The following is a 17278-nucleotide window of genomic DNA, read 5'->3' as shown; positions in this document are numbered from 1 at the left end:
ATATTTAATACTTTCCAAACTCAGTATCACTAAGTATTATTTTTTTTGAATTTTCATTTTTTATATTTCTATCCTTTAATGAATTAATTTCATTTTTATTCTTTTTCTGTTTACCTACTCTGTCTGAATTATACTTTGGTCTTTGTTCATCCATACTTCCCAATCTAAAGGTTTCTACTTGCTCTTTTAAAACTTCAGCTTGACCTGCTAGCTCCTCACTTGCAGCAGCACATTCTTCAGCTGTCGCTGAATTGCTTTGAACAACTTGAGATATTTGCACTACACCTTGAGATATCTGAGTCATACCTGTTGCTTGTTCAGTTGAGGCTCCTGAAATACCATCTATTATTGCTGCAACATCTTGAATATCTACAACAATACCATCAAGTGCTTCTGCAGTTTGATTTGCAATATCTGTTCCATCTTTGATTTTAACAAGAGATTCTTCTATAATTTCTGTTGTTTCTTTAGCTGCATTAGCTGATCTTGCTGCTAAATTTCTAACTTCTTCAGCTACAACCGTGAATCCCTTTCCATATTGACCTGCCCTTGCTGCTTCCACTGCTGCATTTAAAGCAAGTATATTAGTTTGGAATGCTATTTCATCAATTACTTTAATTATCTTTGCAATATTATTAGATGATTTATTAATCTCCTCCATTGCTTTAAGCATCAATTTCATATCACTATTTCTCTTAACTGCGTTATCCTTTGTAGCATCTGCTATTGTATTAGCTTTTTTAGCATTTTCAGCATTTACCTTAATTTGAGCAGAAATCTCTTCAATTGATGCTGTTAATTCTTCAACTGCACTTGCTTGTTCTGTAGCACCTTGTGATAAAGATATAGTTGAATCTGCTATTTGTTTAGATCCAATATTAACTTGCTGTGAGGCAAAACTAATATTTCCAATGACTTCATGTAACTTATTTTGCATTTTATTCATAGACTGTGAAAGTATTCCGATTTCGTCTTTTGAATTATTTGTAATTTCTACATTCAAATTTCCGCTGCTTATTTCATCTGTCACATACATAAGTTGGTAAATAGACTTATTTATAGCCCTAGAAATTAAAATTCCAAAGGTTACAGCACAAACAATTCCTATTGCAATAACTATAAACATTGTAACAACGGCAGTATTAGTTTCTGCTGAATATTCATTAGATCTTTGAGTTCCTAATGAAATTTTTAAATTAAATAAACTGTCTATTGTATCACTTATTTTATCTGACATAGTTTGCCCATCTCCTGAGCTAAGCATTTGAAAGGCTTCATCATATTTTTGAGCAAGAATTAAGCTTATAACATCATTTTCAAATTTATTATATTTATCAAATAAACTTTTTAGTTCTGTTACTTTTGCTCTTACTTCATCAGTTTGCACAGATTTCTCAAATTGGCCCATATTTTCTTGGATATCTTTATTGTAACCATCTATCTTATTTTTATATTGAGTTACATTTGAGACATTTTTATCAAGTACCATTTTATATAAATTTATTCTAAGCCTTTGATATGAAATAGATACTTCTGCAATATCGCCAATAGATACTCCAAAATTCACATATAAGTCGGAATAATTAGTATCTATCTTTTTTATTTTCGTTATTCCGACGCCTCCAACTATACCACTAATTAGCGCAATAAAAATAAACCCAACTATTAATTTTGTGCTAATCTTCACGTTATTTAACCATCTCATTAAAACTCCCCCCATCCATACAAAATTTTATAAATATAATTCTCATAATTTTATATTAGTTTTTTTGGCAAAAGCTTTTAAGTGTCTTAAGTCATTGATTTAAATGCAATTTGCACTACTACATTATTTTTTATGCAAATTGCATATTTTATAATATAAATAAAAAAAGCATCCTTCTAAGATGCTTTCTTATATTTATTCATTATTTAAATTTTTTATTGATACTAATGTACAAATTATAAATTCATAAACAACAAAATACCTTTTTTACAAATTTACAATTTATAAATAAACATTGATAATTAAAAATTATATGTATTAATCAGATTTATTATCCGTAGTTGTGTATTGACGTGCTACCAAAATCTCTACCCTTCTATTTTGAGCTCTTCCATCTTCTGTATCATTAGCTACTTTTGGTTTTAAGTCTGCCCAAGCCTGGATAGATACTTTCTGAGGATTAAGCCCATATGAACCAGATACCATTAATTCCCTAACATTTACAGCACGTTCTGCACTTAACTCCCAATTTGAGCGATATCTCGAATTGCTAATTGGAACATTATCAGTGTGTCCTACTACTTTAATCTGATTATCTAGACCATGTAACATGCTAGAAATTTTAGACATTAATGGTGCAACATTTTGATGTACATCAGCTTGACCTGAATTAAAAAGTACTACATCTTGAATAGTTATATCTAAACCATCACCATTAAGTTCCACCTTAATTTTATCTGCATAGCCTTCTTTACCAATTTCTTGTTCTATCATTTTCTTAATTTCTGTCATCTTATCTTGTTCTACTTCTGCATCACTTTTACCTGAGCCTTCAGATGTATTTTCCATAGGAATCATTGAATTTCCATCACTTTGCATAACACCTTGACCACCTGCAAAAATTATATTAAATGACTTGCTCATAGCTTTAAGTTTTGCACTATCTGTTTTTCCCATGGCAAACATAACAATAAATAATGCTAATAGGAGTGTTAACATATCTGAATATGGAAGAAGCCATGCTTCATCAACATGCTCTTCATGATGTTGCTTTTTCTTACTCATCACTTATCTCCTCCAAATTAGTTCTCATTATTATTTTCTTCAAATCTAACTCTTTGTTTTGGTTCTAACATACCTACTAGCTTTCTTTCAATACTCTTTGGATTGTTTCCTGCTTGAATAGCTAAAATTCCTTCAAGCATAATATTCATATTTCTTACTTCTTCTAAAGATTTTCTTTTTAATCTATTTGAAAATGGATGCCAAATTAAATATCCAGTAAAAATACCAAAAACAGTAGCAACAAAGGCAGATTTTATACTTTCTCCAAGTACTGTAATGTTGTCAAGATTTCCAAGTGCTCCTATTAAACCTATAACTGCTCCTAAAACTCCAAGAGTTGGCGCAGTACCACCTGCTGTCGAAAATGCTGTTGCACCAAGACGATGTCTCTCTTCCATACTTTCTATTTCTATTTCTAATACTTCTTTTATAAGATCTGGTTCTAATCCATCTACAACCATTTCTAGACCTTTTTTCATAAACTTATTCTCAAGTCCTTGTATAGTACTTTCAAGAGATAGCAAACCATCTCTTCTAGTCGTTTGAGACATTTCTACAAGCTGCACTATAATTTCTGCAGGATCCTCACTCCCCTTAGCACTAAAAAGAACTCCAAAAATCTTAGGAAGCTTAACAAATTCACCCTTTGGAAATGAATTCAATAAAGCAACAACAGTACCACCAATAATTACCAAAAATGCTTCTGCACTTAAAAGTACAGCAAGACTTGCTCCTTTTTCTAACATGGCCGCAACAACGATAATTAAACCAGCAACCATACCAATAATCAAAAATATATCCATTTTTCTCCCCCTTAATACTTTTTTTCACTAATTTAGATATAAAACCTTTTAGTGTTACAATTTAGATTTCTCTCTCATAAAATCTTTAGTTTTTTGTACTATACATGTCCATATTAATATAATACCATAATACAAGCCGTTGGAAAACTACATTTTGGCATATCTTTCGACATAAATTAAATTTTAAATTATTAAATCTAAACATAATAGTATAAAAAATTATATGGTGTTTAAAATAATTTTATATTATTTTAACAAGGAGGCATTTAAATTGAATGAAGGATTAGTGGTTCTAGTACGTTCAGTCATAGCATTTTTTTCTTTACTTATTTTTGCAAAAATACTTGGGAAACAACAAATTAGTCAATTAACATTTTTCGATTATGCTCTTGGAATAACTATCGGATCAATTGCTGCAACTCTTACTACAGACCTATCTAGCAGGGCTTGGCCTCATTTTGTTGGACTTTTAACTTGGTCCGCCCTTGGCTATTTAATGGAATATATAACTGAAAAATGGAGATATGCTGCAAAATATATCGAAGGAGAACCTACAATCATAATTATGAATGGAAAAATAATGGAAGATGTGTTAAGAAAAATGAAATATACCGCAGCTGATATAATGGGACTATTACGAAATAAAGATGTCTTTGATTTATCCCAAGTTGATTTTGCAATCATTGAACCAAATGGACAATTGTCTGTATTAAGAAAGCCAGAATATGAACCGTTGACACCGAAAGACATGAATATACAAAAAAAATCAACTGGTATAAGTACAGAACTAATTTATGATGGAATTCTTATTAGTCAAAATTTAAGACAACTTAACAAAAGTAATCAATGGCTTATGAGTGAGTTGCGCTCACAAGGAATAAAAGATGTCTCAGATGTATTTCTAGCAACCCTAACTCCATCTGGTTCTTTATATATTGACAAATATAAGGATCACATTACTAAAGTTACCGATATTGGTGATTATAAGGGTCCATACTAATTAAGGAGGTAGACTTTATGAGAAAATTTTTAGTAATAGCAATTCCCACATTATCATTAATTCTTTTTTCATTAATAATGCTAAGTGGCAGTATTTTAAAAAAAACTTCAGTTAATGGTATGAATATTCCAGAAACTATTCAACTGGCTGTTGATGATATAAAATCAGAAAATTGGAATGCTGCCAATGAAAAAAGTGAAAATCTATCAAATACTTGGGATAAGGTAGTAAAAAGAATTCAATATAGCTCTGAACGAGATGAAATTAATTCTTTTAATACAAGTATTGCTCATCTCAAAGGTGCCATTGCAGCACAAGATAAATCTGCTTCTCTTATAGCTTTAAATGAAGCTTATGAACATTGGGATGGTGTTGGAAGATAATTAATAATAAACGATAAATTATTAATGGTGAGTAATTTTATACTCACCATTAATAATTCATCTTTAACAAATATTAAAGTTCTTCACCATTAGTCTTTATTACATTTTGATACCAATAGAAACTGTCTTTCTTATATCTATTTAAAGAAGCACCTTCCTCTTCTTCACGATCTACATAAATAAAGCCATATCTTTTTTGATATCCATTTAACCAGCTTAATAAATCTGTTATCGACCAAGTGCAATATGCGATTACTTCACACCCCTCATTAACAGCTTCTTTTAATTCTTCTATATGAGCTTTTAAATAGGCAATACGATAATCATCATGAATTTTATTATCTTCAGTCTTCTTATCAAATGCACCTAACCCATTTTCAGAAATAACTATTGGTAAATCATATCTACTTGTAATAATTCTACAACACATTCTTATACCCATAGGATCTATAGTCCAATCCCAATCTGTAGTTTTTAAATATGGGTTTGGTGGGTTTTTATATAAACCTGGTGTTCCACTAATTTGTGATGTACCTTTTTTACCTGTAGTATTCATTTCAGCCATTCCAACACCATCTATTGGATTATATTCAACTACGGTTGTTTGATAATAATTAACTCCCATGAAATCTACTTGTGCTGCTGCTTTCATAAGTTCAGCGTCACCATCTTCAAATACAGGCGCAACTCCTTGCCCCTGTAAATACTTTAGAGCAGTCTTTGGATAACGTCCAAAGGCATAAACGTCCATCCACCAGAATGTTTGTAAATCATCATAATCTGCTTTAGCTATGTTATTTATTGGACTACAATCTAATGCATAGCTTGGTCCAAATGCAAAACTTGCACCAATTTTACCGTTTGGAACAATTTTTCTAAAAGCTAGTACTGCTTTAGCATGAGCCAAGTTCGCATGGTGATTTACTTGATAAAACATTTTTAAATCATTTTTCTTGCCTGGTGGGTGAGTAGCCATTATCCAGCCATGTGCTGTAAATATATTTTGTTCATTCAAGGTTATCCAGAACTTTACTCTGTCCTTATAACGCTTAAACAAAGTTATCGCATAATTTTCATAATCATCAATGATTTTTCTACTTTCCCACCCATTATATTCCTCAACTAATGCTTGTGGTAAATCCCAGTGATAAATTGTAACCATAGGTTCAATTCCATGTTTTAAACATTCATCGATTACATTATCATAAAACTGTAACCCTTTTTCATTAACCTCTCCTCTTCCATTAGGGAAAATTCTTGGCCATGAAATTGAAAATCTATAAGTTTTTAACCCCATCTCTGCCATTAAAGCTATGTCCTCTTTATAACGATGGTAATGGTCAACTGCAACATCTCCAGTTGTTCCTTTAAAAGTTTTCCCTGGAATCCTTACAAATTCATCCCAGTTACTTCTTCCTTTACCTTCCTCTTCTGCGGCACCTTCAACTTGATAAGCAGCTGAGGCACTTCCCCATAGAAAGTCTTCTTGAAATCCATGTTTCTTCTCAAAATACATCTATTTTCCTCCTTATAGTATGATTTCACTTTTGCCTGATTTTCCATAAAATCAGTTATAAAACAACACCCTACTATTAACAATTACTATAACTATAGAGTATCATACAACCTTCTATTTGTCTATTAAAATTATATCTATACACATCTAATGTTATATCCTTTTTAAAATTAAAATTATAGACTATAAATAGCTTTATCTATAAACTATCTATAGTCTTATTTCTTTTTAATAGAAGATTAAAATTTTTACCATTATAAAATAAATCACTTTTCAAAAAGATATTATTATATACGTTTTCATAATTAAGTGCAACTGTTTTCATATATTTTTTACACTTTATTAATTATTTATTAACACATTATTCATAATTTACAACGATTTCGGTCACATTCATCAATTGCTTTTCTCCCTAAAATAGAATATTATAACAATATAAAAAGAATTTAAGGAGGAAATAAATTATGATAAAATTAATTAAAGAAATTTTTAGTTCTGAAAATTTAAAGAGAGCTATGATATACGGATCATTTACTAATCCAAATATTACTGCATCTCAACTAAAAAATTTAAGTAGTGTTCTTAAAAGTATGGATGCTAAAAGTATCAATAAAAGCATCACTAAAGATTCAAACTCAAAAAAAGTAGCATAAATTTTATATTTTTTGGAGAGCGACAAATATGGATAACAAATTAATCCACAAAAAGAAGGCTTTATAGTTTTTAATAATTAGAAACTGTAAAACCTTTTTTCTTTTATGTAAACATGATTTAATAGTTTTCTTTTCTAACTTCAAAGAAACTTTGAGGATGTGCACACACAGGACATACTTCTGGTGCCTTTTTGCCAATTACAAGATGCCCACAATTACGACATTCCCACATTGTTTCTTCAGACTTTTCAAATACAGCTTTCATTTCCACATTATTTAAAAGTGCACGATATCTTTCTTCATGAGATTTTTCAATTTTAGCAACCATTCTAAACTGTGCTGCAAGCGCTGTAAAACCTTCTTCTTCAGCCTCTTTTGCAAAAGTATCATACATTTCAGTCCACTCATAATTTTCGCCTTCTGCTGCATGAAGCAGATTTGCTGCAGTATCTCCAAGTTCTCCTAAAGCTTTGAACCATAATTTTGCATGTTCTTTTTCATTGTTTGCTGTAGATTCAAAAATAGCCGCAATTTGTTCATACCCTTCTTTTTTTGCTACTCCTGCAAAGTAAGTATACTTATTTCTTGCTTGAGATTCACCAGCAAAGGCTTCCATTAAATTTTTTTCTGTTTTCGACCCTTTCAAATTCATTGTAACATCTCCTTCTTAAATTGCAAAATTTTTCTGAATTAATAACTACTATTGTTTAATTATAACTATTAATTACATTAGTGTCAATAAAAAAACAACAAAGTATTTGACTATTTAATTTAGTCTAAACTTTGCTGCTTTTTTTAAAGAAAGCTGTTATATATTCTCACTGAGTTTCAAATAAAAATCTATTAATTTTTGATTATTTTCATCAAAATAGAAATTAAATCTATTTATTTTAGTAATTATACATACTAGTACTATGTCAAGAAAAAGTACAAGTTAAACATGAATTTTTTATTACCATTTTACCTTTCAATGACTCAACTTACATTTTTATATAAAATCATCCAGACTATATCCCTTACAAAATAATGCTCCTTGCAATATATATACTTAAATTGTTTTTGAAGAACCAATTGATAAAGCTGCAAATGCATCAGCTGTAGTAGGTCCCAAACTACCATTTGTAGTAGATATACTAAGTTTTATTTGTAATGCTCTTGTAAGAGCATTTATAGTACCCTAGCTGGTACTTCCATCTTCAGATATTTCGGGATATCCTGTCTTACCTTTATACGTTTTGTTTAATCATTGTTAAGCTTTCAATACCATTTGATCCAAGTGAATCAATCCCTTATTTATATTTTCATAATTTATAAGAAACTGATTAAACAATATGTAAACATTAGAATTTTAAAATTGTAGTTTACTATTTACGCATACACTTAAAATTATAAAGAATTTATGTGGGCATCTGATAATGTTTGATGCATCTTAACAAATTAGGTTCAATTATAATAATTTTTTTTCATAGAATTATTTTATTAAATTTATAGCAATTCTATAGAAATACTATAAGAAATAGATAATATAAATCTTTATAATAGTAAGTGGGGGTGAAAGATAAAATATCATCTTTTAAAAATTTTCAAAATTCATATGGTATATTTTTTTATGAGCCAACGGAAAATAAAAGTTTAAAGGAACTCTAGAAATAGGGTTCTTTTTTTATTCAAAAATATAGCTTTAGAAGGCGCCTTAAGGAGGGATTGAATGTCGGTAAATTTATTATTTAAAATTAAAAACTTTAATAATAATAGTGAGAACTTTATCTGTATATTAGCTCATTTTAATTCAAAAATAAAATATTTAAGCTATAAATTAAAATATCCTGAAGCAGAAACAGATCTTATTATTTATTTTTATGAGCTTATAGGTAAATTAAATAAAAACAAATTTATAGAAGATGAAGAGTTAATTATGTATATTAACAAATGTCTTAAAAATAAGTCAATATACTTATCTAACAAACAAAATAAAGACAAACAGTATTTATGTTTTACGTCAGAAGCAGAAATATTAGATGTATTTAATTATGTAGAAATGAAAGATGAATATTCAGATATTAGATTTAATGATTTAATTTCATCGCTTAATAAAAGACAAAAGGAAATTATGTTTTATAAATTTTATATGCAGTTATCAGATATAGAGATTGGAAAAATTCTGAAAATATCAAGACAAACTGTAAATAAAACCCAAAAAAGGGCTTTAAAAAATTTAAAGGATAAATTATTAATGTAGATAAATTTTAAATTTACAAAATGTACACGAAACTTCTTTTAGTAACTGTAAAACATATCCAACAGGTACATTAGTAGAACTATATACTTAATCATAAAATAGTACTAAACATGCAGATTTCCTTAGAATAAGAAATTTATATGATCGTAGACAAAATCAAATTGCTGATGATACTTATGGCATGTTTATAGATTGTCAAATAAGATATGATTCTGGTAATACACCTGTTTATGGTAACTGGAATTAATAAAATTTAATGAAGCACATTTAAAAATAATGGATCCAATATTATATTGGATCCGTTATTTTCTTTATTTTAAATTGTTTGAATGTGAATTTAAAAGTAGGTTTAATGAGCCATATAAATATATCACATTACTATAGTTATTCAGTATTTCTTTAAAATAATCTATCCCAACAATAATTTCATTATCAGAATCTAGATTAAAACCTAATTCATCAGAACGATCATAATCATAGGTATAATCGTTTAGGATTTCCATATATTTTTCATTATTAATTTTAGGAGTACAGGCTCTACTTCCAACAAAGCTATCTTTTGTTTCATAGTAGGTGTTAGATGACTAACCATTATTATAATCCAATTTTGTTTTATCAACATTTCTATATCTATTAGCTATTTTAGTAGTATCATTTTCATTAAAACTTTCCTTATTATTTTCATAATTTTTATATGCATCTAAATTATCATTTTTAGTTATATCTGCTGTATTTGTTTTAGAATTATTTTCTAAGCTACAGCTGACAACTGCAGATGATAGTAACGCAAATATAATTAACCATACAACAATTTATATTTTCCTAAATATTAAAACAAATATCAGTTTTTTTACAGACTGTTTTTTTAATAAAATCACATCTTCTAATTCTTCTTTGATATACGATTTTAATAATCATAATAGTCGCTATATTATAAAAAATTAGAGTTTAGTTGAAAATAATTGATACTTGTAATTGAGACAGATGCAATGATTGTACTAAATATTACTCATTATTAATAACTATTTTTTTACTTACTACTGCCCATAGATAAATTATATTAAGTATATCTAAGCTATTAATAGTAAAATCATTTAACATAATAATTACCTACATTTTCAAACTCTGATATAATATTATTTTTAAATTTATATCCTATTAAAGCATTTTTAGAATAATTTTTAAAATATACATTGAATAACCTAATGTCTAACTTGTCTATCTTAAATATGTAATTTTTATTTATAGCAAAAGCCTTATGACTTTGAACTATATCTTTGCAATCAATTAACTCTAGTATTTTTTTTAAACTTATATTATTATACGCATAAACTCCACTAATAGTATTTACTTCACAATCTCTTCCTTTAACTTCTATAAATATAATTTCTTCTATCTTTACCACCACATATATACTACTCCTTATTTTTATAACAAGTTCCTTGTCCTCATGTTTATCTGAATCATCCTTTCCATTACCAAGACAGTTAATTTCATTACTAATGAGCTTTTTCAGCACAGCTTGTACATCATTTTTATTATAAGGCTTTAATATATAATCATAACAGTGAATCTGCTTAAATGCTTGCAATATATAATCCAAATGTGTCGTTAAAAAAACAATTTGACTAAATTCATATTTAGGTGTATTCCTAATATCCATTGCAAGATCTAACCCCGATGACTCCTTTAAACCAATGTCTATTAAAAACATATTAATATCTTGATTTTCAATTATCCCTAAAGCTGAACTTTCACTATCAGCTTCATAAATTTCTATAGAATTATCAATGGAATGAATCATTATTTTTAGAATTTCTCTTTGTATATGATCATCCTCTGCCAACATAATAGAATACAAAATATAATCCCCCCATGTTATATACCCTTTAATATTACATTTTTCTTCGAAGTTTATATTGCAACAATAATACCCAAATACAAACAAGTTTCCTATACAGACAGTATTTAGACTTATTTTTTATTACATACTTCTCCATTTATATAATACAATATTTTTAATAATTACACAAATTTTCATATAATATATTATTTTGTATATTAATTTATTTTAATTTCAAACTCCATAGTTCAATACTCTACACGATTGATATAACTGCACTGCATTTGAACATAATCATCTTTTATTTTTACTAACATAGTGTATTATATGTACCAAACCCTCATCATACTTTACTTTTTTCACCAGTATTCCTTTATAAGTATAATATTTTAATAATAAATTGGTAATTAACAATATAGCTAAATCATTAGAAGAAATTCTACACCTTGATATTCTAAATAATTTTTTAAAAAAGCTAGATGTATCCAAATTGAAAAAAATGTATATTTATTGTTCTATACATCCACAATAAGGGGAGTATATCACAATTAGTCCACAACATTTTTTTAAGTTCGTTCATTAAAAAATATTTTATAAACACTAAAATATATTATATGTTAAAATAATGAATAAATATTATTAATAAAAAAGGAGAATTTAATTGAAGCATATAAGAACTATTTTATCAATAGTACTAATTCTAGTAATATTAAATGGCTGTGGAAATCAAAAAACACAAACTAATGACAGCCAGACAAACAGTATTGATGCTATTGAATCTAATGCTAATGATAAAGTAAACACTAATAATGATACAAAAAATGACAATTCTACTAAACAAAACGATACATTACAAACACAAAATAATATAGATAAAAACAAAATTAACTTAACAGATGATTCTACTAAGACTTCTGAATCTAAAACTTCAAATTCAGATAGTACGATAAAAGAAAATGTTATAGATTATATTATCAATGGTCAAGAGAATAAATCTGAATCACAAAAATTGAAGTGGAGTAAGACATTTTTAAATAAAATTGATATCGATTCTTTATTTAAGCAATATACTGAAAACAAAGGTAACGCAGATGACATAGAGGGCTTTGCAACTTATATAACGAAAAATGCACCTGTACTAAGTAATTGGCAAGATCTATTCAAGAAAGATTTATATGACACCTATGGAGAAAATGTTGTTAAAATAAAACATTTAGAAAATGATTTATATCAAGCATATATTGAAAAAGATGGTTTGCAAGTACCTTACGTTGTGGTTTCATCAAAAACAGGATATTTTCACGGATAGTTTGATTTTATGCATAATGAGCAAAAATATTCTACATTAAACAAAAAAACTATTACGAAATATATCGTCAGTAATAACAGCAACTATTACTGACGACTATAGTTTATTTACACAATTAGATTAAAGTTATTTAATCTGCAAGAGTATTATACCAATTTTCAGCCCAAACACCTCTTTGAGGTTGGTTGGGATTATAAGGTCGTTCATAATTATTTATAAATACTTTTGCTAAATAAGTAGGATCTGCTGTACTCTGAGTAAATTGCCTAAAATTCATAGGGTAGGCCCTAGTTGCAAAAAATTGCTGACCATTTTCAAGTTCCCATTGTATTCTTTTGCATTGTGTGTCAACAGTTCGGTAATCTAGCCCATTTTGATTTGCCCAATTAGTAATAATAGATTTAGGAGTCCATTGTACTAAACCATATCCTCCACCTCCACCTACTTCATTCATATCTGCAACAATCCCTGATTCTCCTTGCATATTTCCTAGCATTGCACAAATAGAATTGCTAGTCCATCCTTTTTTTACAAAAAATGAATAGATACACCTTGCAGTATCTGTGATATTACCTGGCTGAGAATTTAAAGTTGCTACACCACTTGAATCTATTATCCAACCATCTATTGTTGTATTAACAGCCATTTCTCCCTTATAATGAGAATCAGCTGTCTCAGTATATAAGTAATACCATATAGAATCCAATTGGATCCATCCAGTAGCCATTTCTCCTCTATAATGTGTATTACTATCTTTTTCTCTTGTCTCAATATATAGGTAATACCATCTAGCATCTATTTGAGTCCATCCAGTAGCCATTTCTCCTACATAATGTGTATCACTATCTTTTTCTGTTTTCTTAGTATATAAGTAATACCATCTAGAATCCAATTGAATCCATCCAGTAGCCATTTCTCCTACATAATGTGTATCACCATCTTTTTCTGTTTTCTCTGTATATAAATAGTACCATCTAGAATCTATTTGAGTCCATCCAGTAGCCATTTCTCCTACATAATGTGTATCACCATCTTTTTCTGTTTTCTCTGTATATGAATAGTACCATCTAGAATCTATTTGAGTCCATCCAGTAGCCATCATTCCATTAGCAGGATTTAAATAATACCATCTTTTATTTTCATCTTGTATCCATCCTTTTACAATAGTTCCATCTTTATAACAATACCATGATCCATTTATTTGTTTCCATTCTAACATTTGTATACTACTTCCTTTCAATTTATAAACAAATTTTATTAAAATATTTGGTTAGCTAACTCATTTACTTTACACTAATTAAAAGAAACTTTTGTTTAATTTTGTAAACCTCAAATTTAATTATCATTATCCTGCCATATTTTATGTATTGAAATCAAACATTACCAAAAAATCAATACTTTTGCTATAAATCGTATATTTTATTGCACAAAATAGAAATTTAACATATAAAATGATTTTATGGCTTTTTACACTTAATTTTATACGTTTTAAGAAATAAGCATTTAAAATTTTTTATAATTATGAGAATATCTACCTGAAAGTTATTAATCACCGTTTAATATTTTAGAAATAATAAATATACATTTTTATGAAAAATATATATTTCTAAATAATTACTGATATCTATTTGATCTAAAAATATAAAAGGTAATTACTAATTTTAAATAATTAAAAATTGAATGGAGGAAAAAATATGAGAGAACTAAAAATTGAAGAGCAAAAAAGTATATGTGGTGGAACACATTACCAATTTACAGATTTAACTACAGGTTATATTTATGTCTATGACAATAGAGATAAAGCAAACAGCATAAGGTTAGATCTTAGATCACAAGGTCATAAAGTAAGTTCTATTACAAGCTATAACTAATATTAATATTTAATTATAGCAATATTAGAAAAAGCTGTCTCATATGAGTCGGCTTTTTCTAATATTATTTTAAGCTTAATAAACTTCTACTACATTATGCAAATCTTGTAGTATTATATATATAAAATCTAAAAGCAATTAGTATAAAATATTAAATATAAGGAGTAAATATGACTATAAGAAGAAAATATTGTTGTATTAAACAACAGGATATAACAGACTGTGGTCCAGCTTGTATAGGTACTATTGCAATGAAATATGGATTGAAACTTTCACTTTCTAAACTAAGAGAAATCTCTGGAACAGATTCAGAAGGAACATCTGTTTATGGAATTATGGAAGCTGCTAAAAGTTTAGGCTTTTCTGCTAAAGCAGTAAAGGTATCTAGTAACGAAGAAATATTTGATGATTTAAAAACTCCTTTAATTGCACATGTAGTTGTCGATAGTATATTGCTGCATTATGTAGTAATACATAAAATTACTAAGGAAAGTATTTTGATTGCAGATCCAGCTAAAGGAATTGTTAAATACACTCCAAAAGAATTTTTCGACATATGGACTGGCGTATTAGTTTTTATGGTTCCAACAGCTGATTTTAAAAAAGGGGATGAGACTAAAGGTCTTTTTGAAAGATTCTGGGGACTAATTAAAATTCAAAAAATCCTATTAGCAGAAATATTTATATCATCCATAATAATAACTCTCTTTGGAATAGGTGGATCATTTTATTTCCAATTTTTAATAGATGATATACTACCTAATAACTTAAGTCAGAAACTATTATCAATATCTATGGCAATGCTTGTGCTTGCTATCTTTAAGATTTTAACTGAATTTTTTAGAAGGATACTACTTATACACATGGCACAAAATATAGATATTCCATTATTGCTAGGCTATTATAATCATGTAATTAATTTACCTATGAAATTTTTTAGCACAAGAAAAGTTGGGGAGATTATTTCTAGATTTAATGATGGATGTAAAATAAGAGATGCAATTTCATCAGCAACATTAACTTTAATGATTGATGTTTTGATGGCAATTGTAGGAGGTATTATTTTATATATTCAAAGTTCAAAGTTATTTTTTATTTGCTCAGTACCAATATGTTTATATTTAATTTTAGTATTTGGATTTAAAAATAACTTAGAAAAGGTAAATAGAAATGTTATGGAAGATGATGCAGCATTAACATCTTATTTAGTTGAATCGATAGAAGGGATAGAAACAGTAAAAGCCTTTAATGGCGAAAAAAAAGTAAAGATAGAGACAGAAGCCAAATTTATGAAATTTATAAAAAGTTTATTTAAGCATGCTTACATATATAATCTTCAAGATACATTGATGAATGCTGTTAAAGGAATTTTTGGTGTATGTATTTTGTGGATTGGAGGTATTTTTGTTTTAAATAGGCAAATAACAATAGGCGAATTAATAAGCTTTAATGCATTACTTGTATACTACATTGGACCAATAGAAAGGTTGATAAATTTACAGCCACAATTACAAAGTGCAGTAGTTGCAAGTGATAGATTGGGTGATATATTGGATTTAGAGTTAGAAAAGTCACAAGATGAAGCTAAAAAAATAAATCCTAAATCATTATCGGGAGATATAGTTTTAAAAGATATTAATTTCAGATATGGATTAAGGGAATTAGTTTTAAAAAATATAAATATAAGTATAAAACCAGGAGAGAAAATAGCTTTAGTTGGAGAAAGCGGATCTGGCAAGACTACAATTGCAAAACTCTTAATGGGATTTTATAAAATAGAAAAAGGTGAAATTATATTAAATGGTTATAATATAAAAGATATAAATAAGGAAGTGTTAAGAGATAAGATTAGTTACGTATCTCAAGAGTCATTTTTATTTTCAGGGACAATAAAAGAAAATTTACAATTTGCAAGAAAAAATTTAACTGATGAAGATATAATATCTATTTGTAAAAATGTAGAAATACATGATTATATAAATAGATTACCATTAAAGTATGAAACTCCTTTAGTAGAACGGGGAAGTAATCTTTCAGGAGGACAAAGACAAAGATTATCAATAGCTAGGGCTTTATTAAAAAATCCAGATGTATTAATAATGGATGAAGCAACATCTAACTTAGATTCTATAACTGAAAAAGCAATACAAAAGACATTGGAAGAATGCTCGGGAAATGTAACCTCGATAATAATTGCTCATAGATTGAGTACGATTATGAAATGTGACAAAATATATGTTATTGATAGTGGCGAAATAGTAGAAGAAGGCACTCATAAAGAGTTATTGAAAAAAAGAGGCTATTATTATAGGTTATGGGGTGAACAAAGTATTGAAAAATTAAATAAAAGCCTACCATCTTCTATTAATAATATTAATAGAAATGATACAAATTTTAATTCAAAAAACTCATTAAGCATATAAACTACTTTATCAGAATGTTATAAAAGATCACATATATGAAAATATAGAATAACTTGTGTAAATCAAATATTTGCTATGTTGTATAGAGTTGTCGCATTAGCGGATTAAAATCTGTTAGCGATGGCTCCTTTTTAAGCTTGTATAAAATATTTTCTAAACGGATTATTTTACCAATTTAAATTTCTTTAAAAATAAGAGTACTTTAATAAGCTTCGCTATAAGACTTTTTAAAAAATATATTTATGCTGTTTTCTTTAATTCAAATAAATGCTTACCAGTACAGTCCGTTTTAATTTTACTATGTAATTTATCTATATTAAGTGCCCTAGCAAGAAGTATACTTTCGGCAAATACATGATGCTAGTATAAATAGTACAAGTTGAAAGTGAAAAAATCTGAAATTTAGTTTATATTAAAGAAAGAGTTTTTTTACATGAGTAGACAGTTCACAAAAGAATTTAAAGAATA

Annotated in this window: 15 protein-coding genes; 7 read left to right on the top strand and 8 right to left on the bottom strand. The window is 27.8% G+C overall.

Annotated elements, in window-relative coordinates; genetic code table 11:
* Positions 1-4: 4 nt before the first annotated feature.
* From L3B98_RS10915 to motA, 3 genes are all read right to left on the bottom strand, one after another.
* A complete protein-coding gene (locus L3B98_RS10915; RefSeq protein ID WP_238916627.1) occupies positions 5-1705 on the bottom strand; it encodes a methyl-accepting chemotaxis protein in 1701 nt (566 codons plus the stop codon).
* A 318-nt stretch (positions 1706-2023) separates the two neighbouring features.
* Entirely contained in the window at positions 2024-2770 is a 747-nt protein-coding gene (locus L3B98_RS10910; protein ID WP_238916626.1) for a flagellar motor protein MotB, read from the bottom strand.
* A gap of 17 nt (positions 2771-2787) precedes the next feature.
* Positions 2788-3573, bottom strand: a complete 786-nt coding sequence (gene motA / locus L3B98_RS10905) for a flagellar motor stator protein MotA (protein WP_015395541.1) — start codon at positions 3571-3573, stop codon at positions 2788-2790.
* A 271-nt stretch (positions 3574-3844) separates the two neighbouring features.
* Here motA and L3B98_RS10900 point away from each other — a divergent pair, with 271 nt between their 5' ends.
* Entirely contained in the window at positions 3845-4573 is a 729-nt protein-coding gene (locus L3B98_RS10900; RefSeq protein WP_077366501.1) for a DUF421 domain-containing protein, read from the top strand.
* A 17-nt stretch (positions 4574-4590) separates the two neighbouring features.
* A complete protein-coding gene (locus L3B98_RS10895) occupies positions 4591-4956 on the top strand; it encodes a DUF4363 family protein (RefSeq protein WP_077366502.1) in 366 nt (121 codons plus the stop codon).
* Between the two features lie 73 nt (positions 4957-5029).
* Here the strand turns inward: L3B98_RS10895 and L3B98_RS10890 are convergent, their stop codons facing one another.
* On the bottom strand, positions 5030-6472 hold the full coding sequence (locus tag L3B98_RS10890; RefSeq protein ID WP_238916625.1) for a glycoside hydrolase family 1 protein: 1443 nt from the start codon (positions 6470-6472) through the stop codon (positions 5030-5032).
* 464 nt (positions 6473-6936) lie between these two features.
* Here L3B98_RS10890 and L3B98_RS10885 point away from each other — a divergent pair, with 464 nt between their 5' ends.
* On the top strand, positions 6937-7125 hold the full coding sequence (locus L3B98_RS10885; RefSeq protein WP_238916624.1) for a hypothetical protein: 189 nt from the start codon (positions 6937-6939) through the stop codon (positions 7123-7125).
* 118 nt (positions 7126-7243) lie between these two features.
* Here L3B98_RS10885 and rbr read toward each other — a convergent pair whose 3' ends face one another.
* The gene (gene rbr / locus L3B98_RS10880; protein ID WP_238916623.1) at positions 7244-7777 is read right to left on the bottom strand and encodes a rubrerythrin; all 534 of its coding nucleotides are present in this window, start codon (positions 7775-7777) and stop codon (positions 7244-7246) included.
* 1056 nt (positions 7778-8833) lie between these two features.
* On the opposite strand from rbr, the gene L3B98_RS10875 reads away from it, so the two are divergent.
* Complete coding sequence (locus L3B98_RS10875) at positions 8834-9364, top strand: sigma-70 family RNA polymerase sigma factor (protein ID WP_238916622.1); 531 nt, start codon at positions 8834-8836, stop codon at positions 9362-9364.
* 311 nt (positions 9365-9675) lie between these two features.
* Here L3B98_RS10875 and L3B98_RS10870 read toward each other — a convergent pair whose 3' ends face one another.
* Both L3B98_RS10870 and L3B98_RS10865 read right to left on the bottom strand, forming a co-directional pair.
* Positions 9676-9867 (bottom strand): hypothetical protein, encoded by a 192-nt coding sequence (locus tag L3B98_RS10870; RefSeq protein WP_238916621.1) that lies wholly within the window; start codon positions 9865-9867, stop codon positions 9676-9678.
* Positions 9868-10454: 587 nt separating this feature from the next.
* Entirely contained in the window at positions 10455-11225 is a 771-nt protein-coding gene (locus L3B98_RS10865) for a LytTR family DNA-binding domain-containing protein (RefSeq protein WP_015395549.1), read from the bottom strand.
* A 643-nt stretch (positions 11226-11868) separates the two neighbouring features.
* On the opposite strand from L3B98_RS10865, the gene L3B98_RS10860 reads away from it, so the two are divergent.
* Positions 11869-12516 carry a hypothetical protein gene (locus L3B98_RS10860; RefSeq protein ID WP_238916620.1) on the top strand — a complete coding sequence of 216 codons (648 nt, stop codon included), beginning with the start codon at positions 11869-11871 and terminating at the stop codon, positions 12514-12516.
* A 130-nt stretch (positions 12517-12646) separates the two neighbouring features.
* On the opposite strand, the gene L3B98_RS10855 is transcribed toward L3B98_RS10860, so the two are convergent.
* Complete coding sequence (locus L3B98_RS10855) at positions 12647-13735, bottom strand: phage tail tip lysozyme (protein WP_238916619.1); 1089 nt, start codon at positions 13733-13735, stop codon at positions 12647-12649.
* A gap of 475 nt (positions 13736-14210) precedes the next feature.
* On the opposite strand from L3B98_RS10855, the gene L3B98_RS10850 reads away from it, so the two are divergent.
* Together L3B98_RS10850 and L3B98_RS10845 are read left to right on the top strand one after the other, a co-directional pair.
* Positions 14211-14387, top strand: coding sequence for a hypothetical protein (locus tag L3B98_RS10850; RefSeq protein ID WP_015395552.1), 177 nt, complete (start codon positions 14211-14213; stop codon positions 14385-14387).
* Positions 14388-14557: 170 nt separating this feature from the next.
* Positions 14558-16810, top strand: coding sequence for a peptidase domain-containing ABC transporter (locus L3B98_RS10845; protein ID WP_015395553.1), 2253 nt, complete (start codon positions 14558-14560; stop codon positions 16808-16810).
* The last annotated feature ends 468 nt before the right edge of the window (positions 16811-17278 follow it).

The sequence above is a fragment of the Clostridium sp. YIM B02555 genome (assembly GCF_022320955.1).
Lineage (GTDB): Bacteria > Bacillota > Clostridia > Clostridiales > Clostridiaceae > Clostridium > Clostridium saccharoperbutylacetonicum.
This window is presented reverse-complemented; position numbering and strand designations above follow the sequence as displayed.

Coding starts and splice junctions, on each gene's coding strand:
- L3B98_RS10915 (WP_238916627.1), bottom strand. CDS start 1,705: ATGAGATGGTTAAATAACGTGAAGATTAGCACAAAATTAATAGTTGGG.
- L3B98_RS10910 (WP_238916626.1), bottom strand. CDS start 2,770: ATGAGTAAGAAAAAGCAACATCATGAAGAGCATGTTGATGAAGCATGG.
- motA (WP_015395541.1), bottom strand. CDS start 3,573: ATGGATATATTTTTGATTATTGGTATGGTTGCTGGTTTAATTATCGTT.
- L3B98_RS10895 (WP_077366502.1), top strand. CDS start 4,591: ATGAGAAAATTTTTAGTAATAGCAATTCCCACATTATCATTAATTCTT.
- L3B98_RS10890 (WP_238916625.1), bottom strand. CDS start 6,472: ATGTATTTTGAGAAGAAACATGGATTTCAAGAAGACTTTCTATGGGGA.
- L3B98_RS10885 (WP_238916624.1), top strand. CDS start 6,937: ATGATAAAATTAATTAAAGAAATTTTTAGTTCTGAAAATTTAAAGAGA.
- rbr (WP_238916623.1), bottom strand. CDS start 7,777: ATGAATTTGAAAGGGTCGAAAACAGAAAAAAATTTAATGGAAGCCTTT.
- L3B98_RS10875 (WP_238916622.1), top strand. CDS start 8,834: ATGTCGGTAAATTTATTATTTAAAATTAAAAACTTTAATAATAATAGT.
- L3B98_RS10870 (WP_238916621.1), bottom strand. CDS start 9,867: ATGGAAATCCTAAACGATTATACCTATGATTATGATCGTTCTGATGAA.
- L3B98_RS10855 (WP_238916619.1), bottom strand. CDS start 13,735: ATGTTAGAATGGAAACAAATAAATGGATCATGGTATTGTTATAAAGAT.
- L3B98_RS10850 (WP_015395552.1), top strand. CDS start 14,211: ATGAGAGAACTAAAAATTGAAGAGCAAAAAAGTATATGTGGTGGAACA.
- L3B98_RS10845 (WP_015395553.1), top strand. CDS start 14,558: ATGACTATAAGAAGAAAATATTGTTGTATTAAACAACAGGATATAACA.